General features: G+C 65.7%; 20 protein-coding genes. 10 read left to right on the forward strand and 10 right to left on the reverse strand.

The genetic code is table 11. The annotated features are described in order from the left end of the window. Window positions 1-2 precede the first annotated feature (2 nt). Window positions 3-803, reverse strand: a complete 801-nt coding sequence (locus G3T14_RS05550; protein WP_246732943.1) for a hypothetical protein — start codon at window positions 801-803, stop codon at window positions 3-5. Window positions 804-1,614: 811 nt separating this feature from the next. On the opposite strand from G3T14_RS05550, the gene gltB reads away from it, so the two are divergent. Continuing rightward, entirely contained in the window at window positions 1,615-6,282 is a 4,668-nt protein-coding gene (gene gltB / locus G3T14_RS05555) for a glutamate synthase large subunit (protein WP_348645216.1), read from the forward strand. 376 nt (window positions 6,283-6,658) lie between these two features. Further along, on the forward strand, window positions 6,659-8,089 hold the full coding sequence (locus G3T14_RS05560) for a glutamate synthase subunit beta (RefSeq protein WP_163640870.1): 1,431 nt from the start codon (window positions 6,659-6,661) through the stop codon (window positions 8,087-8,089). A gap of 58 nt (window positions 8,090-8,147) precedes the next feature. Here G3T14_RS05560 and G3T14_RS05565 read toward each other — a convergent pair whose 3' ends face one another. The 3 genes from G3T14_RS05565 to galE all read right to left on the reverse strand — a co-directional run bounded on the left by G3T14_RS05565 (window position 8,148) and on the right by galE (window position 11,886). Then, window positions 8,148-9,524 (reverse strand): SGNH family hydrolase, encoded by a 1,377-nt coding sequence (locus G3T14_RS05565; protein ID WP_204262658.1) that lies wholly within the window; start codon window positions 9,522-9,524, stop codon window positions 8,148-8,150. Between the two features lie 122 nt (window positions 9,525-9,646). Further along, window positions 9,647-10,804, reverse strand: a complete 1,158-nt coding sequence (locus G3T14_RS05570) for a lytic murein transglycosylase (protein WP_163641097.1) — start codon at window positions 10,802-10,804, stop codon at window positions 9,647-9,649. A 92-nt stretch (window positions 10,805-10,896) separates the two neighbouring features. Beyond that, the gene (galE, locus tag G3T14_RS05575; RefSeq protein ID WP_163640872.1) at window positions 10,897-11,886 is read right to left on the reverse strand and encodes a UDP-glucose 4-epimerase GalE; all 990 of its coding nucleotides are present in this window, start codon (window positions 11,884-11,886) and stop codon (window positions 10,897-10,899) included. Window positions 11,887-12,065: 179 nt separating this feature from the next. On the opposite strand from galE, the gene G3T14_RS05580 reads away from it, so the two are divergent. Further along, window positions 12,066-12,938 carry a UTP--glucose-1-phosphate uridylyltransferase gene (locus tag G3T14_RS05580; RefSeq protein WP_163640874.1) on the forward strand — a complete coding sequence of 291 codons (873 nt, stop codon included), beginning with the start codon at window positions 12,066-12,068 and terminating at the stop codon, window positions 12,936-12,938. 359 nt (window positions 12,939-13,297) lie between these two features. Here the strand turns inward: G3T14_RS05580 and G3T14_RS24945 are convergent, their stop codons facing one another. Next, window positions 13,298-13,561, reverse strand: coding sequence for a hypothetical protein (locus G3T14_RS24945; protein WP_246732945.1), 264 nt, complete (start codon window positions 13,559-13,561; stop codon window positions 13,298-13,300). A gap of 214 nt (window positions 13,562-13,775) precedes the next feature. Then, window positions 13,776-13,991 (reverse strand): hypothetical protein, encoded by a 216-nt coding sequence (locus tag G3T14_RS05590; RefSeq protein WP_163640877.1) that lies wholly within the window; start codon window positions 13,989-13,991, stop codon window positions 13,776-13,778. A 437-nt stretch (window positions 13,992-14,428) separates the two neighbouring features. Between G3T14_RS05590 and G3T14_RS05595 the strand changes: the two genes are divergently transcribed. The 3 genes from G3T14_RS05595 to G3T14_RS05605 all read left to right on the forward strand — a co-directional run bounded on the left by G3T14_RS05595 (window position 14,429) and on the right by G3T14_RS05605 (window position 16,614). After that, window positions 14,429-15,568: a trypsin-like peptidase domain-containing protein gene (locus tag G3T14_RS05595; RefSeq protein WP_163640879.1), complete on the forward strand. Its 1,140-nt coding sequence runs from the start codon at window positions 14,429-14,431 to the stop codon at window positions 15,566-15,568. 84 nt (window positions 15,569-15,652) lie between these two features. Next, window positions 15,653-15,922 carry a hypothetical protein gene (locus G3T14_RS05600; RefSeq protein WP_163640881.1) on the forward strand — a complete coding sequence of 90 codons (270 nt, stop codon included), beginning with the start codon at window positions 15,653-15,655 and terminating at the stop codon, window positions 15,920-15,922. Then, window positions 15,919-16,614 (forward strand): DnaJ domain-containing protein, encoded by a 696-nt coding sequence (locus tag G3T14_RS05605; protein ID WP_163640884.1) that lies wholly within the window; start codon window positions 15,919-15,921, stop codon window positions 16,612-16,614. The genes G3T14_RS05600 and G3T14_RS05605 overlap by 4 nt, the downstream gene beginning before the upstream one ends. A gap of 139 nt (window positions 16,615-16,753) precedes the next feature. On the opposite strand, the gene G3T14_RS05610 is transcribed toward G3T14_RS05605, so the two are convergent. Then, on the reverse strand, window positions 16,754-18,250 hold the full coding sequence (locus tag G3T14_RS05610; RefSeq protein WP_163640886.1) for a D-alanyl-D-alanine carboxypeptidase: 1,497 nt from the start codon (window positions 18,248-18,250) through the stop codon (window positions 16,754-16,756). A gap of 264 nt (window positions 18,251-18,514) precedes the next feature. Between G3T14_RS05610 and G3T14_RS05615 the strand changes: the two genes are divergently transcribed. From G3T14_RS05615 to G3T14_RS05630, 4 genes are all read left to right on the forward strand, one after another. Next, on the forward strand, window positions 18,515-18,895 hold the full coding sequence (locus tag G3T14_RS05615; protein WP_246732948.1) for a phasin family protein: 381 nt from the start codon (window positions 18,515-18,517) through the stop codon (window positions 18,893-18,895). 237 nt (window positions 18,896-19,132) lie between these two features. Further along, window positions 19,133-19,531: an ATP-dependent Clp protease adapter ClpS gene (gene clpS / locus G3T14_RS05620; RefSeq protein ID WP_204262666.1), complete on the forward strand. Its 399-nt coding sequence runs from the start codon at window positions 19,133-19,135 to the stop codon at window positions 19,529-19,531. Window positions 19,532-19,556: 25 nt separating this feature from the next. After that, window positions 19,557-22,022, forward strand: a complete 2,466-nt coding sequence (gene clpA, locus G3T14_RS05625; RefSeq protein WP_163640888.1) for an ATP-dependent Clp protease ATP-binding subunit ClpA — start codon at window positions 19,557-19,559, stop codon at window positions 22,020-22,022. Window positions 22,023-22,256: 234 nt separating this feature from the next. Further along, a complete protein-coding gene (locus G3T14_RS05630; RefSeq protein WP_163640890.1) occupies window positions 22,257-22,520 on the forward strand; it encodes a hypothetical protein in 264 nt (87 codons plus the stop codon). Window positions 22,521-22,640: 120 nt separating this feature from the next. On the opposite strand, the gene G3T14_RS05635 is transcribed toward G3T14_RS05630, so the two are convergent. The 3 genes from G3T14_RS05635 to egtB form a co-directional block, all read right to left on the reverse strand. Continuing rightward, window positions 22,641-23,693, reverse strand: a complete 1,053-nt coding sequence (locus G3T14_RS05635; RefSeq protein ID WP_163640892.1) for an aldo/keto reductase — start codon at window positions 23,691-23,693, stop codon at window positions 22,641-22,643. Between the two features lie 247 nt (window positions 23,694-23,940). Then, window positions 23,941-24,909 carry an L-histidine N(alpha)-methyltransferase gene (gene egtD, locus G3T14_RS05640; protein ID WP_348645217.1) on the reverse strand — a complete coding sequence of 323 codons (969 nt, stop codon included), beginning with the start codon at window positions 24,907-24,909 and terminating at the stop codon, window positions 23,941-23,943. 39 nt (window positions 24,910-24,948) lie between these two features. Then, the gene (gene egtB / locus G3T14_RS05645; protein ID WP_163640896.1) at window positions 24,949-26,220 is read right to left on the reverse strand and encodes an ergothioneine biosynthesis protein EgtB; all 1,272 of its coding nucleotides are present in this window, start codon (window positions 26,218-26,220) and stop codon (window positions 24,949-24,951) included. Window positions 26,221-26,308: the final 88 nt, after the last annotated feature.

A 26,308-nucleotide genomic window follows, 5' to 3' on the forward strand; every position in this document is an offset into this window, starting at 1 on the left:
GCTCAGTCCTTGGCCGGCTCGTCCTTGGCGGTCGTGCCAGGGACGACGGTCGCGCCCCCGATCACCCGCACCGCCCGCTTCTGATCGGCGGGCGGGTCCTTCCAATCCTTGCTCGCGGATTTCTCCGGAGCGGCGGGTTGGGCAGGAGACGGGGCGGGAGACAAGGCGAGGGGCTGAGCAAGTGGCTCAGCAGCCGGCTGGATTGCAGCCGGCGTCGGATTCGGGGCCGATTTGGGTGCTTCGAGAACGGCAGTCGCCGGTGCGGCCTCGGGCTTCGGGGCAGCGGGCGGCGTGTCGGCGAGCTTCGGCGAGTCCGAAGCTGGGCGCGGCGCCGCTGGTTTCACAGGTGGGTTGAGCCGCACCACCTTGCGGGGTGCGTCCTGGCGACCCTTGGTATCGGGGTTCACGCCGAGCGGATTGCGCTCCGCGCCTTCGGTGCGAACAGGCGGCGGCGACAGGGTTTCAACGCGGGAGCGCCGCTGCGGCATGCCCGGCATCGCCGGAATGTCGGCGGGCGGCACCATCCGTTCGGCTTCGCGAAGCCGCCGGCGCGGCGTCTCGTCCTCCTCCGTCCAGCCATATCCCGGAGCGGGGCGGACCACGCGGATGGGCGGTGGCGCGCTGGCCGCGCCGAGGCGCTGGCGGCCGAGGATAGCGCCGTCGCGCGCATCGACGAAAAGGCGCACCCGTTCGCCATACGGACCGGACGCTTCGACCACATAGGCCCGGCCGTCGAAGCGCGGGCGCGAAATTTCGGTGAAGCCGCGGTCGTTCAAGCGCCAGATCACGGCACGGGGCGGCATCAGCCCATCCGGCTCATAGGCGTATTGTGCATACGCAACGCCTGGTCCGAATGTCGACAGGCAGACGATGCCTGCCAAAACGGCGGTCCGTGACGTCGATGAGCGCACAGGCGCCCTGCGGCTCGAATCCATGTGGCCTCTTGATCCAGATCCCGGCATCAACCCGGAGGCCCGCTGTTGGCGCGGGTCCTCCGGTCGTTGTCTGCCCGCAAGGTCTTGCCCCGCATGCCGCTTGTGCTCGGCCCGGCCTTTAGATCGACGGATTGGGGCGAGAATGCGGGATGATTCAGGCGTCCTTCGATCGATTTCGTTTCGCTCCGCGCGCCATCGGGGACCGCTTCGGCGCCTAGCTTTCAGCGCCTGCGTCACCATCGACTGGCGGTGAGCTCTATCGGTTCTTGAGAAAACGGTCTGTGCGCTGGTCAAGGCACTTGCTGGAGCTGTTAAAATCTGTCACTTTCCATCGTTAGGACAGCAAGGCTGTCCCATTTCTGGCAGTCAACCTGTCCGTTCGGCCAAGGATCTCCGCGGGTGACGTTTCCGGCGAAAAAACGAGATTCCAAGACGATCGCCGTTTCGGCGATCCGGGTCCGCACGGCTTGATACCAGGCCGGCGTCGAGCCCGCGGGTAGCGGGCGCTTCCTCACCGAAGTCCCGCCGACACAAAACCCGCCGCGAGCCGATGCTGTCGACAGACAAACCTGGGGCCCTATCGGCCTTGGGCACGAAACATGCTCGCGAGCGAGCGGGTCGGAGGCGAGAGATGGTGGGCGTGGTCGCATCTGCAGAATTCGGGGCGCTTCAGGCGTCGATTCCCGCCACGCGTGACGGCGGCGCGCCGCTGATCGTGCGTGACGGCGCGCTGCCCAAGGCGCAGGGGCTGTACGACCCCGCCCGGGAGAGCGATGCCTGCGGCGTCGGCTTCGTGGCCGATATGCACGACCGGCGCACCCACGCGATCGTCGCCCAGGGTCTCCAGATCCTGAAGAACCTCGACCACCGCGGCGCCGTCGGTGCCGATCCGAAGATGGGCGATGGTTGCGGCATCCTCACCCAGATCCCGCACGCCTTCTTCAAGGAGGAATGCGCCGGCCTCGGTATCGCGTTGCCGGAGCCCGGCCATTACGGCGTCGGCCAGTTCTTCATGCCGAAGGATTCCGAGGCGCGCGCACTCATCGAACAGATCGTCGAGAAGGCCCTCGTCGACGAGGGCCTGCCGCTGCTCGGATGGCGCGACGTCCCCGTCGATCCGAGCGATCTCGGCGTGATGGTCAAGGAGACCGAACCGCATCACCGCCAGCTGTTCATCGGCCGCCCCGCCACCAGCGTGGACGAGGACGCCTTCGAGCGCCGGTTGTTCACTGTCCGCAAGGTGATCTCGAACAAGGTCTACGGTCTCAAGGACGCGCGTACCGACACGTATTACCCCGTGTCGTTGTCCACCCGGACCATCGTCTATAAGGGCATGGTTCTGGTGAGCCAGCTCGGCGAATATTATCGCGACCTGCTGGACGAGCGCTTCATCTCGGGATTGGCGCTCGTGCATCAGCGCTTCGCCACCAACACCTTCCCGACCTGGCGTCTGTCTCACCCCTACCGGATGGTGGCGCATAACGGCGAGATCAACACGCTGCGCGGCAACGTCAACTGGATGGCGGCGCGACAGGCGAGCGTCGATTCCGATCTGTTCGGCAACGACATCTCGAAGCTGTGGCCGATCTCCTACGAAGGCCAGTCCGACACCGCCTGCTTCGACAACGCCCTCGAGTTCCTCGTGCAGGGCGGCTACTCGCTCGCCCACGCGATGATGATGCTGATCCCCGAGGCCTGGGCCGGCAATCCGCTGATGAACGAAGAGCGCAAGGCGTTCTACGAGTATCACGCGGCGCTGATGGAGCCGTGGGACGGCCCGGCCGCCGTGTGCTTCACCGACGGCCGCCAGATCGGCGCGACCCTCGATCGCAACGGTCTGCGCCCCGCCCGCTACCTCGTCACCGATGACGGCCTCGTGGTGCTCGCCTCTGAGATGGGCGTGCTGCCGATCCCCGACGAGAAGATCGTCGAGTCCTGGCGGCTTCAGCCGGGCCGGATGCTGCTGATCGACCTAGAGAAGGGCCGCATCGTCTCGGACGAGGATATCAAGAGCGAGCTCGCCGCCGCGCACCCCTATGCCGAGTGGGTCAAGAACACCCAGATCGTGCTGGAAGACCTCAAGCCGGTCATCCCGCGCGCCTCGCGCTCGGATGTGCCGCTGCTCGATCGCCAGCAGGCCTTCGGCTACAGCCAGGAAGACCTCAAGCTGCTGATGACGCCGATGGCCGTCACCGGCCAGGAGGCCGTTGGCTCGATGGGCACCGACACCCCGCTTTCGGCGCTTTCGGACAAGCCGAAGTCGCTCTACAGCTACTTTAAGCAGAACTTCGCGCAGGTCACCAACCCGCCGATAGACCCGATCCGCGAAGAGGCCGTGATGAGCCTCGTCTCGTTCATCGGTCCGCGCCCGAACCTGCTCGACATGGAAGGCGCGTCCCGCAAGAAGCGGCTCGAGGTGCGACAGCCGATCCTGACCAATGGCGATCTCGAGAAGATCCGCTCGATCAGCCATTTCGAGGATCGTTTCGACACCAAGACTCTCGACATGACCTTCCCGGCCGAGACCGGTGCTGCCGCCATGGAAGGCGCGGTGGATCGCCTGTGCGACCGGGCCGAGGTCGCGGTCCGCGGCGGCTACAACATTATTATCCTGTCGGATCGTGGCGTCGGCCCAGATCGCATCGCGATCCCGGCGCTGCTGGCGACGGCGGCGGTGCACAACTACCTGATCCGCAAGGGGCTTCGCACGTCGGTGGGGCTCGTGATCGAGTCGGGCGAGCCGCGCGAGGTGCACCACTTCGCCTGTCTGGCCGGCTACGGCGCCGAGGCGATCAACCCGTATCTCGCCTTCGAGACGCTGATCGCGATGAAGGACGAGTTCCCGCCGGACCTGACCCCCGACGAGATCGTCTACCGCTACATCAAGTCGATCGATAAGGGCCTGCTGAAGGTGATGTCCAAGATGGGCATCTCCACCTACCAGTCCTATTGCGGCGCCCAGATCTTCGACGCCATCGGCCTGAACTCGGCCTTCGTCGCCCGCGACTTCTTCGGCACCGCGACCACCATCGAAGGCATCGGCATGGCCGAGGTCGCCGAGGAAACCACGCGGCGTCACTCGGACGCCTTCGGCGACGCGCCGATCTACCGGACCGCGCTCGATGTCGGCGGCGAGTACGCCTACCGCCTGCGCGGCGAGAGCCACACCTGGACCCCGGATTCCGTCGCGACGCTGCAGCACGCGGTGCGCCTCGGGCTGCCCGATCGCTACCGCGAATACGCCAAGCTGGTGAACGAGCAGGAGAACCACCTCAAGACCATCCGGGGCCTGTTCCGGATCAAGCAGGCCGCCGAACTCGGCCGCGAGCCCGTCGCCATCGAGGCGGTCGAGCCGGCGGTCGACATCGTCAAGCGCTTCGCCACCGGCGCCATGTCGTACGGGTCGATCTCGAAGGAGGCGCACGAGACGCTGGCCATCGCGGTGAACTCGTTCGGCGGTCGTTCGAACTCGGGCGAGGGCGGCGAGGAGGTCGAGCGCTTCAAGCCGATGGCCGACGGGCGCTCGCGCCGCTCGGCGATCAAGCAGGTGGCCTCGGGCCGATTCGGCGTGACCACCGAATATCTCGTCAACGCCGACATGATGCAGATCAAGGTCTCGCAGGGCGCCAAGCCCGGCGAGGGCGGCCAGCTGCCCGGCCACAAGGTCGACGCCAAGATCGCCAAGGTCCGCTACGCCACCCCGGGCGTCGGCCTGATCTCGCCGCCGCCACACCACGACATCTACTCGATCGAGGATCTGGCCCAGCTGATCTTCGACCTGAAGAACGTCAATCCCGCCGCCGACGTCTCGGTGAAGCTGGTCTCCGAAGTCGGAGTCGGCACGGTGGCCACCGGCGTCGCCAAGGCGCGGGCCGACCACATCACCATCTCCGGCTTCGACGGCGGTACGGGCGCGGCGCCGCTCACCTCCATCAAGCACGCCGGCGGTCCGTGGGAGACTGGCCTTGCCGAAACCCAACAGACCCTGGTGCTCAGCCACTTGCGTGGCCGGGTGGTGCTGCAGGCCGATGGAGGCATCCGCACCGGGCGCGACGTGCTCGTCGCGGCCCTGCTCGGTGCCGATCAGTTCGGCTTCTCCACCGCGCCGCTGATCGCGGCCGGCTGCATCATGATGCGCAAGTGCCACCTCAACACCTGCCCGGTCGGCGTGGCGACGCAGGACCCGGTGCTGCGCAAGCGCTTCAAGGGCACGCCCGAGCACGTGATCAACTACTTCTTCTTCGTGGCGGAGGAGTTGCGCGAGCTGATGGCGGCGATGGGCTACACCAAGCTCGAGGACCTGATCGGCCGTGCCGACTTCCTCGACAGCCTGGAGGTGGTCAAGCACTGGAAGGCCCGCGGCCTCGATTTCTCGAAGTTGTTCCACCGCCCCGATGTCGGGCCGGAGATCGCCATCCGCCACGTCGAGAAGCAGAAGCACCCCATCGACGATGTTCTCGACCGTCGCCTTCTCGCCGGCGCCAAGGCTGCGTTGGAGAGCGGTGAGACCGTGGTGATCGACGAGGTCATCCGGAACTCGGACCGCACCGCCGGCGCGATGCTGTCGGGCGCGGTGGCCAAGCTCTATGGCCACGAGGGCCTGCCCGACGACACGATCCGGGTGAACCTGTCCGGCACCGCCGGCCAGAGCTTCGGCGCCTGGCTCGCGGCCGGTGTCACCGTGGTCCTGACCGGCCATGCCAACGATTACGTCGGCAAGGGTCTGTCGGGCGGCAAGCTGATCATCCGGCCGTCCGATGCCCTTCGGGCACCGCCGTCGCACACGATCATGGCCGGCAACACCGTCCTGTACGGGGCCATCGCGGGTGAGTGCTACATCCGCGGCTCGGCCGGCGAGCGCTTCGCCGTGCGCAATTCCGGCGCCATCGCGGTGGTCGAAGGCATGGGCGACCATGGCTGCGAGTACATGACCGGCGGTGTCGTGGTGTCCATCGGCGAGACCGGGCGCAACTTCGCGGCCGGCATGTCCGGCGGCATCGCCTACGTGCTCGATGCCGACGGCTCTTTCGCCGCCCGCTGCAATCTCTCGATGGTCGATCTCGAGCCCGTCGAGGAGGAGGACGACCTGATGCGTCGCTTCCACCAGGACGGCGACCTCGAGACCAAGGGGCGCGTCGACATCCTGGCCGATATGTCCGGCCACGACGAGGAGCGCCTGAGCCAGCTCATCACCAATCACCTGAAATACACGGGGTCCCCGCGTGCCAAGGCGATCCTGGAGGATTGGGCCGGCTACCGCACCAGGTTCGTCAAAGTGATGCCGGTGGAGTACCGCCGGGCGTTGCGCGAGATGGAAATGGCGCGGATGCCGGTGGCAGCCGAGTAGTGCGCGGATCCGAATTTTCGGGGATCCCGATTCTGGGAATTTCCGAAAGTTCGGATCGCCGCTGGTCGTTTCGGCCCATGGACTGCGTTGCACCGAACTCGGACGCAGCCCGGTTGGTCGGTCGCGGCGCAATCATCGCGAATGTTGCACTCTTGGGTTATACGCCATGGGTCGAACAGGTCGGATTCTCCCCGGAGGGGAGGCCGGCGATCCGGGCTTGGCTCACACGTTGCAGTGGAGCTTTCGCGCAGGAATACGATGCGGCGGCCCTTGAAGCTGCCCTCGGGTAAGGGCACCGCATAGTCAATCAGCGGAACAGGCCGTATTCGGCCGCCTTCCGCACGACGATCAGCTAGACTCGCGAAAGACGGTCACGATGGGCAAGGTCACGGGCTTCCTCGAATTCGATCGGCAAGAGCAGAAGTACCAGCTCGCCGCCGACCGCGTGCGGCATTTTCGTGAGTTCACGCTGCCGCTCGACGAGCACGACCTGAAAAAGCAGGCGGCGCGCTGCATGGATTGCGGCATCCCGTTCTGCCATGGCGATACCGGCTGCCCGGTCCACAACCAGATTCCCGACTGGAACGAACTCGTCTTCCAGTCGGATTGGGAGGAGGCGGCGCGTAACCTCCACTCCACAAACAACTTTCCCGAATTCACCGGGCGCATCTGCCCGGCGCCTTGCGAGGAGGCGTGCACGCTGAATCTCGAAAACCAGCCGGTGGCGATCAAGACCATCGAGCAGGCAATCGCCGATCGCGCCTGGAACAACGGCTGGGTGAAGCCCGAGCCGGCCGGACACCGCACCGGCAAGAAGGTCGCCGTCATCGGCTCGGGCCCCGCCGGCATGGCGGCGGCCCAGCAGCTCGCCCGCGTCGGCCACGACGTCCACGTCTTCGAGCGCGAGCCGAAGGCCGGCGGCCTGCTGCGCTACGGCATTCCCGACTTCAAGATGGAGAAGCGCCATATCGATCGGCGCGTGAAGCAAATGGAGGCAGAGGGCGTCCGCTTCTATTATGGCGTCAATGTCGGTGTGACGAAGCCGCTCGACGAACTCACCGCCGAGTTCGACGCAGTCCTGTTTGCCGGCGGTGCCGAAGACCCGCGCAATCCGCAGCTTCCCGGCCAGGAGCTCATCGGAGTGCATTACGCGATGCCGTTCCTCGTCCAATCGAACCGTCGCGTCGGCGCCGAGCCGATGCCGGGCAACGGCGAGTTACCGATCCTCGCCACCGCCAAGAACGTCGTCGTCATCGGCGGCGGCGACACCGCGTCCGATTGCGTCGGCACCTCGTTCCGCCAGGGCGCCCTGTCGGTGACGCAGCTCGACATCCGGCCCCGGCCGCCCGAGCGCGAGGACAAGCTCTCGGTCTGGCCGTACTGGCCCACCAAGATGCGCACCTCGTCGAGCCAAGCCGAAGGCGCCGAGCGCGAGTTCCAGGCGGCGACCCTTCGGCTCGAGGGCAAGAAGGGCAAGCTCACCGGCGTGGTCTGCACTCGGGTCGACGACAAGCGCCAGCCCGTGCCCGGCGGAGAGTTCGTTCTGCCGGCCGATCTCGTGTTCCTGGCGATCGGTTTCGCCGGTTCGCTCCGCAAGGGGCTTCTCGAGGAGTCCGGCGTCGCGATGGACAAGCGCGGCAACGTCACCGCCGATGTGACCGATTACCGGACCTCCAACGAGAAGATTTACGCTGCCGGCGACATGCGCCGGGGTCAGTCCCTCGTCGTCTGGGCGATCCGGGAAGGCCGGCAGGCCGCGCGCTCGATCGACGAAGCGCTGATGGGTGTCAGCATCCTGCCGCGCTGAGGCGACGACCGGTCCCGCTGCGCGGGGCCGGTCAAACTGGACGCGAGGCCGCGCGTGTTCACCCCGGCGGCCACTTGAAGTCGTCGGCCCGGCCGGGTTGAGGCAATGGCGCCGCTCCGCGCAGAAGCGCCCGCTCGACATTCCCTGTTGGGTCACCGTCGCGCGGTCGACTGCTAATCAGGGTTCCCCCCGGCGTGATTTCGCTGCGGCCGAGCGGTAAAACTGGACCGGCCAGCGGCTTGATCGGGAGGGCCGGGATACCGGGCGGCTCGGGCAGGCTCGGCAGCATGGCGGTGATCTGACGATCGATGGCAGCCGCGTCGTCGAGCTTGACCGGTTCGTTGTCGAGTGTCGGCATCGGCGCGGTCGCGACCGGAGCCGCGGGCTGCTCGGGTGAGCCTGCTCCCATTAGCCGCTTGAGCTCCACATCGGCGAAGTGGGCGACCTTGCGCGCGCCCGCCTTGGTGAAGTGCACGCCATCGGAGGTGCGCAACTTCGCCTCCTGGCCTTCCAGGTCCGGCCCGTTCGCTGCATAGCGGTTCCGGTCGTCGACGAAACCCGGCCAGATATCCACGTAGGTCTGCCCGGCCCTGGCGACGCGCTCGCGACAGATGTCGTTGATGACAGCGAGATCCTTGGCGAGGGATTCCGATTTCATCGGTGGGGTGCCGACCCAGATCAGCGGAATCTTGCGGTCGGTGAACACCTTGACCATCGCATCGACGCGCTCCGCGTAGAGCGCGCGCCACCGCTCGCTCAACGGCTCGACGGATTGGTCGTTGTCGCGGATCGGCTGCCGGTCATTGGCACCGAGCATCACGAGGGCGAAGGCGACCTTAGGATTGGCCTTCAGGAAGTCTTCGGCCGCCTTCGGCCAGTCGACAACGTCCTTACGCACCAAGCCGCTGTCCGGCTTCGAACGGTCGAGCACGCCGACATCGGCATTGTCCTCGAAGACGTCGTCGAGGCCGCTGCTGAGATATCCGGCCAAGGAATCTCCGAAGACCGCGATGCGGGTGGCCGGCTCGGCCTTGGGGGCGACGGGTTTGGGCTGGGCGACGAGCGGAACCGGGCGCGGACGCCGCCGGACCGGACGCGTGTCCTCACGTGAGGAGCGCGGATCGTCGGCGTAGCTTGGCCCGCGTTGCCGGGGCGGCTGACGCGCACTTGGTGAGACTGGTGCGGGTTGGGCTTGTTGCGGGCGGTCCTCCCATGGCCAGTAGAACTGGCGCGGCGCCTCCTGAGGCGGCGGCGCGTAGCGGCGATTGGCTTGTCGCGCGCCGTAGCCGCTGTCGTCGCGATAGACGTCGCGTGAGCGCCTTTGCGGCGCGTCGTAGGAATCGCCCCATTGCGCCCGGACCGGCACGGACCCGACCAGGAGAAGACCGATGCAGACGATCAAGGAACAGGCCACACGCGGCGCCGGAAGCGTCATGGGAAACGACCTCGACATGGAAACGACCTGGAAATGGCAACGATCTCGAAATCTGTCGCAGGGGGCGCAATAAGGTGCACCCTTAAGGGAGATCACAGTCTAGCCGAGGAAGCCGCCGAGGTCTAAGGGCCGCCCTTCACCCGAGCGAGAAGTGCCGGCGTGGCATACCCATCTGCCGGAATACCCTGTCCAATTTGATATTGCCGTACCGCGTCCCGCAGCTTGGGGCCGGCCCGGCCATCGGCATCGCCGGCATAGAGCCCACGTGCTGCCAATCCGGTCTGGAGCGCGCGTAGACCATCGGTATCGAGACGTGCCGCCTTGCTCGGCCAGGCGGCCGCGAGGGCAGGACCACCAGCGAGCCGATCGGCGAGATGCCCGACCGCCAGCGCGTAGGCATCCGAGGTGTTGTAGGCGCGAACCACCTCGAAATTGCCGGTGATGAGGAAGGCCGGTCCGCCGATGCCTCCAGGTAGGAACACGCTGGCCTCGCCCGAGACCGGCAGCGCAGCACCGTCGGTCCGGTGCACGCTGCGACGCGCGAAGTCGGCGAGATCGGCGCGGTAGCGCGTCAGGTCGAAGTCGGCGGGCAGAACGACCTCATATCCCCAGGACAGCCCCGGATTCCAGCCCAGATTCTTGAGGTAGCCTGCAATCGAGGCGAGGGCGTCGGCATCCGAGTTCCAGATATCGCGATGGCCGTCGCCGTCGAAATCCACCGCGTGGGCGAGAAAGCTCGACGGCAAGAACTGAACCTGCCCCATCGCTCCGGCCCAGGAGCCTTTCATGCGAGCCGGGGTGATGTCGCCGCGTTCCAGGATGGTGAGCGCGGCGAGCAATTCTTCGCGGAACAGATTTCCACGAAACCGGGCCTGCGCCAGGGTCGCGAGCGCCCGAATCGTCGAGACGGTGCCGGCACTTGCGCCGAAATCGGACTCGATCCCCCAGAATGCCAGCACGATGGCGCGGGGGACGCCGGTCTGTGCCTCGATGGACGCGAGCGTCGCCGCCAGACGCGCGCCTTGCGCTCGCCCACGCGTGATCCGGCCCGGGGAGACCGCGCCCACGAGGTACTCCCAGACCGGACGTGCGAACTCGCCCTGACGCCTAGTCCGCGCCAGCACCTCCGCATCCGGCGTGGCGACATCGCGGAAGGCCGCGTCGAAGATCGCGCGTGAGACGCCCCTTGCGGTCGCATCCGGCCGTAGAGCCTCGACGAATACCCGAAAGCCCGTCTCGGCAGGGTCGCTGGCGGCCTCGACCGGGTTTCGGACCTTCACGAGAGCGGGGGCGCGCCCGGGCTCGGCCCAGGCACACTGACTGATGGCACCCTGTGCGATCACGCCGGCAAGGGCAGCGGTAATGGTGTGCTTCACGTACGGTTGCGGCGGGTCAGAGCCTCTTCCCAGGCGAAGGCCTGGGCGACGATGCCGTCGAGGTCGTCGTGTCGCGGCTGCCAACCGAGTTGCCGGATACGGTCGGCTTTTGCGACGATCTGGGCGGGATCGCCGGGACGGCGCGGCGACAACCGCACCTCGAAATCACGGCCGGAGACGCGTTTGACCACGTCGATGACTTCGAGAACCGAGTAGCCCTGGCCGTATCCGCAATTCATGGTCAGGCTCTCGCCGCCCGCCCGCAGGTGGTCGAGCGCCACCCGGTGGGCTTCGGCCAGATCCGAGACCTGGATGTAGTCGCGCAGACACGAGCCGTCCCGGGTCGGATAATCGGTGCCGTAGACATCGAGATGCGTCCGCTGGCCCAGGGCGGCCTGGGTCGCGACCTTGATCAGGTGTGTGGCATTGGGGGTCGATTGACCGGTGCGCCCGCGCGGGTCGGCCCCGGCGACGTTGAAGTAACGCAGGATGACATAGGAGAATCCATGCGCCGCGGCGGCATCGGCGATCATCCACTCGCTCATCAGCTTGGAGCGGCCGTAAGGATTGATCGGCGAGGCCGGAAGATTCTCCGGAACCGGAACGATCTCCGGCTCACCGTAGACCGCTGCGGTGGAGGAAAAGATCACGTGCTTGACGCCCGTGCGCGCCACCGTCTCGATCAGCGCGCGGGTCTTCACCGTATTGGCGAGGTAATAGCCCAGCGGATCGGCCACCGATTCCGGCACGACGATCTTGGCGGCGAAATGCGCAACCGCGTCGATGCGGTGCTGGAGGATGATCTCGGTCACCAGCGCCTGATCGGCCACGTCGCCGATTACGAGCTTGACCTCGGGCGGCAGCGCCCAATCGAAACCTGTGGAGAGATCATCGAGAACGACGATCTCTTCATGGCCTGCATCGAGCAACGCCAACACCATGTGGCTGCCGATGTAGCCGGCTCCGCCCGTCACAAGAACCGCCATCGCCCAGAGCCCTCTTAAACCTTACAGCGCAGATATATCGGAAAACCGTGTTGTCGTTTATGCCGTAGATCGCGTGCACCGCGCGAGCCCATTGCCGGGATCGCGCAGGGGCGCCGCAACTGAAACTGCTCGTCTGTCAGGCTCTTCACACTCTCCTCTTTGCCACCGGGTCCCGTTTGATGAAACCGATTCGCAAGGCCGTTCTTCCTGTCGCGGGCTTAGGCACTCGCTTCCTTCCGGCGACGAAGGCCGTTCCGAAGGAAATGCTGACGGTGGTCGACCGGCCGGTGGTCCAACATGTGGTCGACGAGGCCCGTGAAGCCGGCATCGAGCACTTCATCTTCGTCACCGGTCGCGGCAAGGCCGTGATCGAGGACCATTTCGACGTGGCATTCGAACTCGACCGCATGTTGCAGGAGCGCGGCAAGGACGCCGCATACCAGGAACTCAAGCGCGATCTGCCGGCCGCCGGCCAGACCAGCTTCACCCGGCAGCAGGCACCGCTCGGCCTCGGTCATGCGGTGTGGTGCGCCCGCGAGATCGTCGGCGACGAACCCTTCGCGGTGCTGTTGCCGGATATGTTGAGCCGCGGCTGCATGCAGCAGATGCTTTCGGCCTATGAGCGGCACGGTGGCAACGTCATCGCCGTCGAAGAGGTGAAGCCCGATGAGACGCACCAGTACGGTATTGTCGGCGTCGGCGAGACCTTCGGGCAGACCTTCGAAATCAACGGTATGGTCGAAAAACCGAAGGCCGGCACTGCGCCCTCGAATTTCATCATCTCCGGCCGCTATATCCTCCAGCCCGAGATCTTCGACATCCTCGCCCATGGCGAAAAGGGTGCGGGCGGAGAAATTCAGCTCACCGATGCGATGATCAAGCTGGCGCAGGAGCAGCAATTCTTCGGTATGCGCTACGAGGGCCGGACCTACGATACCGGCTCGAAGCTCGGCTTCCTCACGGCCAACATCGCCTACGCGCTGGAGCGGAAGGACTTGTCCGAGCCGCTCAAGGCTGAAATTGCGCGCCTGCTGAGCGAGCATCAAGCGTAAGCGTGGCGCTCCGTTGGCGCGCCTGAGTGTTGCGCAGGGCGCCCGAGGGGCATGCACCGATGATGGGCGGGGGCGGACGGAAGTCCCTTGCTATTTGTGCGGCGCACTCTACTTTGTGCATTGCGGGATCGCGATGGCGTCGTGGTCCGGCAGCCCTTCTTGGGCGTTTCCTCCCTAGACTTCGGGCCGCTCTTCGGAGCGGCCTTTTTTCTTGCCTCATTGACCCGCTGACCCGGCCTCGCCGAGGACGGCTCAACCGGACACGAAACCGTCACCGCGAGCGCCGCGCGCGTCTGGCTTCTTAGGCCGACGCAGCCTGCCTCTGACCGGCGTACAGCTTTTGACCGCATCCCTGTGCGCTAAGACGCGTTCGTAAGATCGCCAGCGTCTGAAGTCAGTTCGATTTCCGGTCCTCGCATCATTCGCCTTTGGCGCTCACGCTGCCGCCAGCTGGGGCGATCGAACCGAATTTCATCAGTCACCACTTTCGCTTGGACAGGCACGTCGCGGCGTTCGCGGTGAGCGCGCTGCTGTTCGGCCAGAGGTGGGCGGATTTTGAACTCGGATGCATTCACCGCGGGATGCCGCTTCTTGTTGGCGTCGGACTTGGTAGCAGCCTCCATCTGGCTCGCCGAGACTATCCGGCACCCCCGCCCGCAGATGGCTATGCCCGCGGCAGGCGACCCGCCGGCCGTTGGCCTCCGTGAAGGAATTCCAGTCGTGGTTTGTGTTGATGAGCGTTTCATACGGTCTAGCGACGCTCGTGAGCCGGCCGCGGACGGTGCGGCGGTCGGCTCGCGATGCGGGCGGCGCCGGATTCGGCGCCGACGGATCGGCTCAGTTGAGGTAGGTGCGGATCCAGTTCGGGGAGAGGATCTCGCCCTCTTCCGTGATGATCCACGGCTGCTTGGCCGGATCGGTGAGGGCGCCGGCAGCGGCCTTGATCGCCTCGCGCAGGGTCTCGTAGCGAGCGGGCTGAGCGAGGGGAGCGGGGACCGGGGCAGTACGCCAGATCGTCAGATCGGCCGGTCGTTCGAGGGCTTCGGTTTCCATGATGCCTGTTCCTTGAATCGGGAGGGACGTTCCCCACGATGCCGGCAGCCCGGTCCGCACACTGTTAAAGAGGCGAATCTGAACGGCCGATGGGGCTCTGTATCGATGTGAATGGAAGCATCTCTAGGGCAGCTTTGCGATCAATTCAGGCACGGTATTTAAAACCGCCACTGTTTCGACGCACTATCCCTCATGCGGAGCATTATGTCTGAAGCATAATGCGCCATATGGCTGCATCTGGACGCTGTTTCCGTTTATGTCTGTTTTGTAGATCTCGCGGTGATCGAGAGTTGTAGCTACGTCATCGTGGGGAGACGGTGTGCTGACGCACCCTGGCCGTGTCGCCCTTGGATCCAGTTGACGGGAATTGCGTCACCGAGGAGTTAATGCGGCCGCGCACCGATACGAATTTTCCAGCGTGGTAAAAGGGATGCAACATGCCGGATCGGTTCGTGAGGATTGGGTTGAGCGCGGCCCTCGTCCTGTTCGCGCTGTTGGTGGCCCAGCCTTACGTGACCGCGTTCCTGTTTTCGGCGCAGACGCCGCGCGCAGTGACAGCGCGGGGTGACCTTGCCCCGGCCGAGGCCTCCACTGTGGCGCTGTTCGCCCGCGCCAGCCCTTCCGTCGTGCACGTCTTTGCCCAGGCCGCCGCACAGGGACGCGCCCTGCTCGGCGTCGAATCCGAGGACGGCGAGCGGCAGAGCGGCGGCGGCGCGCAGACCGGCACCGGGTTGGTCTGGGATGCCGGCGGTCACATCGTCACCAACAACCACGTGGTCGACGCCGCGGTGAAAGGCGGGGGGTCGATCTCGGTGCGGCTCTCCTCGGGAGAGGTGATCGCCGCGACGGTGGTCGGTACGGCGCCGAGCTATGATCTCGCGGTGCTCCGACTCGGGCGCATCGCCGCGATGCCGCCGCCGCTCGCCATCGGGACCTCGTCCGACCTCAAGGTCGGGCAATCGGCCTTCGCCATCGGCAACCCGTTCGGTCTCGACCATACCCTGACCACCGGCGTCGTCAGCGCACTCCAGCGCCGTCTCCCCACCGGCGAAGGGCGCGAGCTGTCGGGCGTCATCCAGACCGATGCGGCGATCAACCCCGGTAATTCCGGCGGCCCGCTGCTCGATTCCGCCGGCCGGCTCATCGGGGTCAACACCGCGATCTTCTCGCCGTCGGGGGCGAGCGCCGGGATCGGCTTCGCCATCCCCGTCGACGTCGTGAACCGGATCGTGCCGGAGTTGATCCGCAACGGGCGCGTCCGCACCCCCGGGATCGGCATCATCGCCGGTGAGGAGGCGACCGCCGCACGCCTCGGCATCGACGGCGTCGTGGTGCTGCGGGTTCTCCGTGGATCGCCCGCCGCGAATGCGGGACTGCGCGGCGTCGATACGCAGACCGGTGAAATCGGCGATGTCATCGTCGGTGCGGCCGGGCAGCCGGTACACCGCCTCGCCGATTTCACCGCCGCGATGGAATCTGCCGGCCTCGGTTCTACGGTGGAATTCACGGTGGAGCGCAACGGCCGGACCCGTACCGTGCGCGTGACTACCGCCGACGTCGCCGAGTCGCGTCTGTAACACCCGCGGGACTCAACTCTCGAACGCCGGCTCGTCATCGCCAACGCGCGGCGATAGGGTCGCGGGCTTCGACAAAGGCAGTTCATGTTTCTCGATACCCGATCCGTTGCGGCCTTCCTGCTCGTCGCAACCGTCACCGCGGCTGCGGCGGGGGAGGGGAGCGCGCGCGGGCCCACTCGTCAGCTCTGCCCTGAGGACGCGCCCGAAGGGGTGCGGCTTCCGCCGAATCCGGAATGTCATGCTGCGGCGGCGGCACGGCCGCGCGTTTCCAGGGAGAACGGCATTCACGAGATTGGCGGCGTCGAAGTGCGGGTCGGCGGCCGGATCGGTGCCCAGTACGGCATCGCGCGATGACCCTGCTGTTCGGGGGACTCGCGCTCCTCATCCTGTGGTGGGGCGCCGGCAATGCCCGGCGCCACTATCCGGCCCTGACGACGCGAATGATGCGGCAGGTCGGCGGCTATGTCGCCCTCGCACTGGCCGGCCTTGTCCTCGTGCGCGGACGTATCGACCTCGCTCTGCTACTTGGAGCCGGTGGCATCTGGCTTCTGGAGGGGCGTTCCGGATTCGCGCAGCGCTGGCAGAGGCTCATCGGAAGAGTGCGCCGTGGCACTGCGCCGCGCGGCGTCCAAACGGTGCAGTTCGGGGAGACGGGCGAGGGGGTCGCCCTCGTCGGTCCGTTCGCCGGTCAGGCGCTCGGCCTGATCCCGCGACCGGCGCTGCTCGATCTGCTGCGCTTTTGCCGAGACAACGACCCCGACACCGCGCGCCGCCTAGAGGCGTATCTCGACCGCCGGCACGCCGGCTGGCGTGTAGACGCTGACGCTGATCCCGACCCGCGGGCGCGCCGCTCGGCGGACCCAGGGGCGATGACGCAGGAGCAGGCCTATCAGATCCTGGGGCTTGAGCGCGGGGCGTCCCTGGAGGAGATCCGCACGGCTCACAGAACGCTGATGAAGCGGCTTCACCCCGACCAGGGTGGAACGGTCGAACAGGCGGCGCGTGTCAACGCGGCCCGGGACAGGCTGACGAACCGACATCGCTGATACTCCACGCGCGTTGCCAGAAAAAATCGAGAACTTCACGCGACCCATTCAATGGGCACATCTTTCACGCGGCGCCGATCCGCGCCGCGTATGGGAAACGAGCAATCCCGAACTCGGACTGCTCACTCTTCCGAAACTGTCAGCTGCGGGTTGCGAAGCAGCTGAAGCCGTTGCGCTTGAGCGCGTTGCAGGCGTCCTGGGCGGAATCCTGCTCGGCGAACCCCGAGAAGCGGGCCCGGTACAGGGTCGCCCCGCCATGCTCGACCTTCACCGTGTAGGGCGAAGCCTTCGACAGCGATCCGCCGCCGCGGCTGCGTGCCTCCGAGAGCATCGACTTGGCCTTGTCCTCGTCGTCCATGGCGCCGAGCTGGATCACCCAGGCGGTGGGCGTGACCTTGGTACCGGAGATCGGCTTGGGCGCCGATTCCGTCCGAGGACCGTCCACCGAGGCGAGACGGGCGTTGGTCTTCGAGCCCGCTGGGAAGGCGGATTGTCCCGCGGCCGGCGCATAGGCCTGGGCGCTGCCCGGCAGGGCGCCGGAGCGCCACTTCGTACCGGCGCTGCCAGGCGTCGTCGTGGTCCGGTTCGGACTGATGTCGAGGGGCTGCTCGCCGCGCGGCGTCGAGGCGGTGGTCTCGATATCCTCGTCGTCGGCGGAGGCGACCTGGGTGCGGGTGCGGGAGGCGCCGTCGGCCACCACTGCCGGTCGCGCCCGCTCGGCGACCTCTATGCTGGAAGGGGTCTGCCGGTTGCCCGCATAGGCTCGCGGCAGGCTGGCCCGGACCAGGTCGGCCATGATCTTGTCCCGGCTCGCACCCGACTTGCCGCCGAGCACGATCGCCACGATCTGGCGGTCGTCGGACTTGGCGGCGGTCATCAGGTTGAAGCCGGAATCGCGGGTGTAGCCGGTCTTGATGCCGTCCACGCCCTCGACGCGGCCGAGCAGGTGGTTGTGGTTGCCGATGACCCGGCCGCGGAAGGCGAAGGAGCGGGTCTGGAAATACTTGTAGTAGCGCGGGAAGCGGTCCTGGATCGCCCGCGCCAGGATCGTCAGGTCCCGCGCGGTGGTGATCTGATCGGAATCGGGCAACCCGGAGGCATTGGCGTAGTGGGTCCGGCTCATGCCGAGTGCGTGGGCTTTCGCGGTCATCATCTCGGCGAAGCGCGCCTCCGAGCCGGCGATGTTCTCTCCGATGGCGCAGGCGACGTCGTTGGCCGATTTCGTGACGATGGCCTTGATCGCGTCTTCGACCTCGATGGTCGAGCCCGGCCGCAGCCCGAGCTTCGAGGGCGCCTGCGCGGCAGCGAAGGACGAGATCGAGAGCGGGGATTCGAGGGTGTAGCGGCCGCGCTCGAGCTGTTCGAACAGCATGTACAGCGTCATCACCTTGGTGATCGATGCCGGATGACGCAGGGAATCCTCGTTGACGGCGTGCAGCGTCTTTCCGGTCTTCACGTCGACGACCATGGCGGCGTAGGGCGGGCTGTAGCCGCCGCCTCCGCGATGATGGGGATGACGCTTCGCTTCGGCGGGAGACGCGATCGCCGTGAGAACGGCCGCCGCTGCGATGAGGGCCGGCAACGTCGGCGCGACCTTGGCGCGACCGAATTGGGACCGGCTGGAGGGGCTACGCATTACGACTCACTGCCTCGACATGCGCGGCCTTTCGGCCGGCTTGCACCGCAACATCCGTACGAGGCCGGCTCAAAGCCGCCGTGACCTCGCAACATCTGTCAATCAGGCTAGGTCGATGCAGTTACGGCCGGGTTAATGATCCGCAATGGATCTTACGGATAATGGTGCGACGCAACATCGGTCTTGACGGAATTTGGTGCGCCGCACACAGTGGGACGTTCGAAGATATCTTTCACAGAGGGCCCGCAAGGGCAGAGCGCAGCCATGATGACGCAGTCTTTCGCGACCTTGAAGCCGTTTTCCCCCCGCACCTTCGGGCAGGGCGCCTCCGGGCAGAACCCGATGCAGATGATGCTGAAGAGTGTCGAGGCCGTGTCGAAGACCGCGCAGACCGCAGGCATCGAATGGGCCGACTTCGCCAAGCAGTCGCTCCAACATAGCGCGACGGCCATGCGGGAGCTCGCCAAGGCCCGCGATCCGAAGACCGCCCTGCAGATCCAGGCCGAATACCTGAAGGGCTCCTATGAGCGCATGACGGCACAGGCCAAGTTCATCGGCGAGCTCTACAGCGGGCTCGCCAAGGACATGACCAAGGATCTCGCCAAGGGCGCTCCGGCCGGCGTGACGCTGCCCGCGATCGCCTGAATAAGCCCGATGACCCGAACCCGGCGATCGCGTAAGCGCGGTCGCCTATCCGCCCTCTAGCCATCGGCGCCCCTCCGACACGGACAAGTGCGCGCAGCCGACTGGCGAAACGACCCGGCGCTCTATAGATTGCTCTCAATGCGAGCGCGCCTCGCCGGCGCCCCCTCGCGGATCAGCAGCTTCATGAGCAGCATGCCGCCATTTCGGGTCGATGCGATTCAAATTTTCGATGTCCCGCTGCGGGGCGGTGCGCGGTCGCGTGCCGAGATAGGTACGACTGGACGATCGGTCAGGTCCGTGGACTCGGACCCGCATGATCCGGGCGGCAACGACGATGGTCGGTCTGGCACTGCGATCATCACCCGGACGAAGACGAAGACCAAGCGCCCGAGCCTCTATCGGGTACTTCTTTTGAACGATGACTATACTCCGATGGAGTTCGTCGTGCATGTGGTCGAGAAGTTCTTCAATAAGTCACAGGAAGACGCATACCAGATCATGATGCACGTCCACCACAATGGTGTGGGTGAGTGCGGAGTTTTCACCTACGAGGTCGCCGAGACTAAGGTGACGCAGGTCATGGACTTCGCGCGCAAACATCAACATCCTCTCCAGTGCGTCATGGAAAAAAAATAGGCTCCCCCCACACAGAGGCCCTGCTTTGCCCAGCTTCTCTCGCAGCCTAGAACAAGCTCTTCACCGCGCCCTGGCCCTTGCCGGTGAGCGCCGGCACGAATACGCGACGCTGGAACATCTCCTGCTCGCCCTCGTCGACGACCAGGATGCGGCGGCAGTGATGCGAGCCTGCAACGTCGAGGTCGAGACGCTCAAGCGCAGCCTCGTCGAGTACGTCGACACGGAATTGTCGAACCTCATCGGCGATGGACGGCAGGATGCGAAGCCCACGGCCGGTTTCCAGCGGGTGATTCAGCGTGCGGTGATCCACGTTCAATCCTCCGGCCGTGAAGAGGTAACGGGCGCGAACGTTCTGGTGGCGATCTTCGCCGAGCGCGAGAGCCATGCCGCCTACTTCCTGCAGGAGCAGGACATGACCCGCTACGATGCGGTCAACTACATCAGCCATGGCATCGCCAAGCGCCCCGGCGCTTCGGAGCCGAAGCCGGTTCGGGGTGCGGAGGAGGAGGCATCCTCCGAGCGTCCGAGCGGTGAGGAGAACGAGGGGCGGCCGAAGAAGAAGGGCGATGCCCTCGACGCCTACTGCATCAACCTCAACAAGAAGGCCCGCGATGGCCGGATCGACCCGCTGATCGGCCGCGACACCGAGGTCCAGCGGACCATCCAGATCCTGTGCCGCCGCCAGAAGAACAACCCACTGCTGGTGGGCGATCCCGGCGTCGGCAAGACCGCCATCGCCGAGGGCTTGGCCCGGAAGATCATCCACAAGGAGGTCCCCGAGGTTCTCATCGACGCGACGGTGTTCTCCCTCGACATGGGTACGCTGCTCGCGGGCACGCGCTATCGCGGCGACTTCGAGGAACGTCTCAAGCAGGTGATGAAGGAGATCGAGGCGCACCCGAACGCGGTGCTCTTCATCGACGAGATCCACACGGTGATCGGTGCCGGCGCCACCTCGGGCGGGGCGATGGATGCGTCGAACCTCCTGAAGCCGGCTTTGGCCAACGGTTCGCTCCGCTGCATCGGCTCGACCACCTACAAGGAGTACCGCCAGTACTTCGAGAAGGACCGTGCCCTGGTGCGTCGCTTCCAGAAGATCGACGTCAACGAGCCGTCGATCCCCGATGCCATCGAGATCGTGAAGGGCCTCAAGCCGTATTTCGAGGAATTCCACAAGCTCAAATATACTACCGAAGCGGTGAAGGCCGCCGTGGAACTGTCGGCCCGCTATATCAATGACCGTAAGCTACCCGACAAGGCCATCGACGTCATCGACGAGACTGGCGCCTCGCAGATGTTGGTGCCGGAGGCGCGTCGCAAGCGCATCATCGGCGTCAAGGAGATCGAGGCGACCATCGCGACGATGGCCCGCATCCCACCCAAGACCGTGTCGAAGGACGATGCGGTGGTGCTCAAGAACCTCACCGAGAGCCTCAAGCGGGTGGTCTATGGCCAGACCGGCGCCATCGAGGCGCTGACCTCGGCGATCAAGCTGGCGCGGGCCGGCCTGCGCGACCCCGACAAGCCGATCGGCTCCTACCTGTTCGCTGGCCCGACCGGCGTCGGCAAGACCGAAGCCGCCAAGCAACTCGCCGCCTCGCTCGGGATCGAGATGCTGCGCTTCGACATGTCGGAATACATGGAGCGCCACACGGTGAGCCGCCTGATCGGTGCACCTCCCGGCTATGTCGGCTTCGACCAAGGCGGACTTCTCACCGATGGCATCGATCAGCACCCGCATTGCGTGCTGCTGCTCGACGAGATCGAGAAGGCCCATCCGGACCTGTTCAACATTCTGTTGCAGGTGATGGATCACGGTAAGCTCACCGATCACAACGGCAAGCAGGTCGATTTCCGCAACGTGATCATCATCATGACCACGAATGCGGGCGCGTCGGATCTGGCGAAGTCGGCCTATGGCTTCACCCAGACCAAGCGTACCGGCGACGACGTCGAGGCGATCAACAAGCTGTTCGCGCCGGAATTCCGGAACCGTCTCGATGCGATCATCTCCTTCGGCCATTTGCCGAAGGAAGTCGTCGCCAAGGTCGTCGACAAGTTCGTCCTGCAACTCGAGGCACAGCTTGCCGATCGCAACGTCACCATCGAGTTGGCAGACGAAGCGCGCGAGTGGCTGGTGGAACACGGCTACGACGATGCCATGGGCGCCCGGCCGATGGCGCGTCTCATCCAGTCCACCATCAAGACGCCCCTCGCCGACGAGGTGCTGTTCGGTCGTCTGAAGGATGGCGGCGCGGTGCGGGTCGTGGTCCGTAAGCCCGAGGAGGGCGAGAAGGACGCGCTCGGCTTCGAGTTCCCGGCAGGCCCCGTGACGCCGAAGCCCGAGAAGGACGTCACCAACGCAGCCAAGAAGCACAAGCGTGCCAAAGCGAAGGCGGCTCCGCGCAAGAAAGACGACAAAAAGGACGATAAGGGCGGTGGTTCGGGCAGCGTCCGCACCGTGCCGAAGGTCCCCTTGGTCAAGGCCTGATCGGATTGCCCATCGCATGGGGCTTTCTCCTGAAACGGGAGGGAGCCCCATTCGTATTGGGCGTTCAGGAGAGGGCCGGAGCGAGTCTCGGCATACCACCGCGCTGCCGAAATGTTTCGACAACTGTCGACACCTGCGTTCGCGATGGTTAGCAAGCGCATCGAAGAGTGGAGGTCGCACCGGATCGTGCCCGGCCATCTGCGCGTTGCATAGATCTGTGTGAAGAGGGGCGTCTTGATGAACGATCTGCATGAGGGCCCCCTCACGTCGGTGTCGTCGCCTGTGGCGCCGCCCAAGCCGAGCCGGCGCGACGAGCGCCGGATGCGCCGCAAGCGCCGGCGGCGGGGCGAGGAGATCCTCGGCTGGATCCTCGTGCCAATCATCCTGTTCGGCATCTACTGGGGCGTCACCGCCGGCTTCGAGTTTCTCGGCACCACTCCGGGAACGGTCTGGGACCAGTTGATGCAGGTCAAGGCGATGATGGAAAAGCGGAGCTGATCGCGTCTGCGACCGAGAGCCCGTTGCGGTGTAACGAACACCGCAACTGGCCCTATCTTATTGACTGAACATCATAATATGCGAAAAGCGGATTCCGTTTTCCTGTATCGCGGTTGAGAATCAGCGCGTATTGGTCCGCAGCGATTCCGCGAGTTGAACGGCGCGGTTTCCCTGCGTCTCAAACATCCAACCGGGATACTCGCGCGGCAGCGTGCCGGCGCCGTCGAGGATATCGAGTTCCGCCTCCGTCAGCGTAACGTCGACGGCGGCGAGGTTGTCCTCGAGCTGATCAAGGCGCCGTGCGCCGACGATGACGCTGCTGACGACCTTCCGGTGCAGCAACCAGGCCAGTGCGATCTGCGCCACGGCGATGCCACGGGCCTCCGCCATTGGCGTCATCGCCTCGATACAGGTGAAGGCGCGCTCGGCATCGATCGGCGGGAAGGCGAAGGCAGCGCGACGATCCCCGGCGCTGGCGTCCCGCTCGCGGGTGTGTTTGCCACTGAGGAAGCCACCCGCCAGCGGGCTCCACACCATCAGGCCCAGCCCCTCGCTGCGCAGCATCGGCACGATCTCGCGTTCGAGGTCGCGTCCAGCGATGGTATAATACGCCTGGAGGCTGGCAAAGCGTGCGAGTCCCAGCCGCTCCGCGATCCCCAGCGCCTTCATGATCTGCCAGGCGGCCCAATTGGAGACACCGACGTAGCGGACGTGTCCGTGCTGGACCAGGATGTCGAGCGCTCGCACGGTCTCCTCGATCGGAGTCGCGGGATCGAAGCCGTGGACTTGATAGAGATCGATGTGATCGAGCTGCAGCCGCTTCAGACTGCCCTTGACCGCATCGAGGAGGTGGAGGCGGGAGTTGCCGCTGGCATTCGCGCCGATCCCCATCCGGCCGTAGCCCTTGGTGGCGACGACGACGCTCTCGCGTGGGACCTTGAGGTTGCGCAGCGCCTGACCGGTGATCGTCTCAGACAGGCCATCCGAGTAAACGTCGGCGGTGTCGATGAAGTTGATACCGGCATCGAGCGCCCGGCCGACGAGCCGCTCCGCATCGTTCTGGTCGAGCGACCCCATCTTGCTCCAGATCTCGCCGGTCCCGCCGAAGGTCATGGTGCCGAGGCAGAGTTCAGAGACGAAGAGACCGGTCTGTCCGAGCTTGTTCATGTGCATGGGATCGATTCCTTTACTTGGGCGAACGCGCCTGCGCGTGTTGCCGAAACGATGAGGCTTGGACCCGCTCTCGTCCCCGATGGATCGGGGCGTGCCGACTCTCGCGAGGCGGCCTGCAATCCGAGTGCTTCGGCCCCGAAACCCGCTCTTTCGCGTGGGCCGCTATCGAATCCACAGCAGCCATCGGCCCAAATGCCATCGCGGCACGTCGCGTCTAGAGGCGGCGATTCGCAAATCGGGACGATGATCAGCTCCGCACCAGCGCGTGAATCGAGAATAGGGCTTCGGAGTCGGTCCATACCGCCCGCGGCGTCCAGCCGGCCTCTGCGGCGAGATCCCTGAACCGGTCGATCGTGTACTTGTAGCTGTTCTCGGTATGAATGGTCTCGCCCGCCTCGAACCGGAAGGCCCGACCAGCCACAGTGACGGTATGCGCGATCCGGCTCACGAGGTGCATCTCGATACGCGACGCCGCGACGTTGAAGAACGCCCGGTGCGCGAAGGCGTTTAAGTCGATGTCTGCGCCGAGTTCCCGCTGGATTCGTACAAGAAGATTGCGATTGAAGGCGGCAGTCACCCCCGCCGCGTCGTCATAGGCGGCGTCGAGCACAGCCTTTTCCTTCACTAGGTCGACGCCGATGATCAGCGTGGCGCCGCGCCCGAGGACCCGTCCGAAATGGGCGAGAAGATGAGCGGCCTGGGGCGGCTCGAAATTGCCGATGGTCGAGCCAGGAAAGAAGCCGGCCACGGCACCGTGCGAGAGTCCGTCAGGTAGGGTGAAGGCTCGGGTGAAATCCGCCGCCACCGGCGCGATGGCGAGCTGCGGAAAATCGATAGCCAACGCATTGGCTTCACTGCGCAGGAAGCTTTCCGAGACATCCACCGGCACGTAGGCCGCGAGATCGGGGAGATGTACGAGGAGCCGGCGCACCTTGGCGGTGGAGCCGCTCCCGAACTCCACGAGGTTGGCGCGCGCCGGGAGCGTCGCAGCGATCTCGGCACCCTGCTTGTCGAGGATGCCGATCTCGGTCCGGGTCGGGTAGTATTCCGGCTGCCGGGTGATCGCCTCGAACAGATCGGAGCCCGCCGCATCGTAGAAGTACTTGGCGGAGAGAAACTTCTGTTGGGCCGACAAGCCCGCGAGGACGTCGGCGCGGAATTGCTGCTCGGCATCAATGGCCGCGATGGGGGTGGCGTCCGTGAAGACGGGATTGATGGTCAAGGCCTAGGGTCTCCGGGACGCGAAACGACGGTCTCAGGCGTGGGTCTGCGACAGGCGCAGGCCCGTGAATTGCCAGCGCTGATGCGGATAGAAGAAGTTGCGGTAGCCGACGCGGGCATGACCCTCGGCGGTCGCCACCGACGAGCCGCGCAACACGAACTGGTTCGACATGAACTTGCCGTTGTACTCGCCGAGGGCACCGTCCACTGGGCGATATCCCGGGTAGGCAGTGTAGGCGCTGCGGGTCCATTGCCACACCGAGCCGAACGCATCGGCGAGCCTGTCGTCGCGCGCTGCGACCTCCCATTCGAACTCGGTGGGGAGTTCGCGCCCCGCCCATCGCGCATAGGCGTCAGCTTCATAATAGCTGACATGGGTGACCGGTAGCGACGGGTCGATGGCGCGAACACCGGCCAGCGTCATGCTCGACCATGTCTCGCCCTCGCGGCGCCAATAGCCCGGCGCCTCCCAGCCCTCGGCCTGCGCAGCGACCCAGCCATCGGAAAGCCAGAGACCGGGCCGGGAATAGCCACCGTCTTCCATGAAGGCGAGCCACTGCGCATTCGTCACCAATCCGCGGTCGAGCGCAGCGCCCTGGATCAATACTTCATGGCGGGGCGATTCGTTGTCGAACGAAAAACTCTCGCCGGCATGCCCGATCCGGGTGATGCCACGGGCCAGGTCTACCGTGCCGGCGGCCTGCGTCGGAGCCGGGAAACGCCAGGCCTCGTCGTAAGCCGGCCCAAGAGGATTCTGCGCGAAGGCGTGCAGGATGTCGGTGATCAGCAATTCCTGGTGCTGCTGCTCGTGATAGAGCCCGATCTCTAAAATCGGCAGCACGGCGTGCAGCGCGGCCTGCGAGGCCTCCTTCAGCAGCGCATCGACGGCCCGGTCCACATGGGCGCGATAGGCCGCGACCTCCGCCGCATTCGGGCGTGTGATGAGTCCGCGCATGATCCGCGGCTGACGCGGGCCCGCAGCGACGTAGTAGGAATTGAACAGATAGTTCAGGCGCTCGTCGTGGATGGCGTAGCCCGGTAGATGCTCGCGCAGCAGAAACTGCTCGAAGAACCATGTCGTATGCGCCCGGTGCCATTTTGTCGGGCTGGCATCCGCCATGGACTGGATCTGCTGGTCTTCCGCGGACAATGGGGCAGCCCGCCGCTCGGTCTCGTCGCGGACATGATGGAACGCGGCGATCCACGCAGCCCTATCCACCGGAGCGGCGCCGAGACTCGGTGGCGGAAACGCCGAGGAGATGTCGCGGCCGATATCGGTCCCGCGTGACGCTGCCGTTGCTGCCATTACGGCCACTCCTGATACAAAACTCACCAGAAAATATGGCCGCTCGGCCATTCGGCAACGCCCCCTGTGCCAGTCCGTTCGCCGCGGA

This window comes from Methylobacterium sp. BTF04 (assembly GCF_010692745.1).
Lineage (GTDB): Bacteria > Pseudomonadota > Alphaproteobacteria > Rhizobiales > Beijerinckiaceae > Methylobacterium.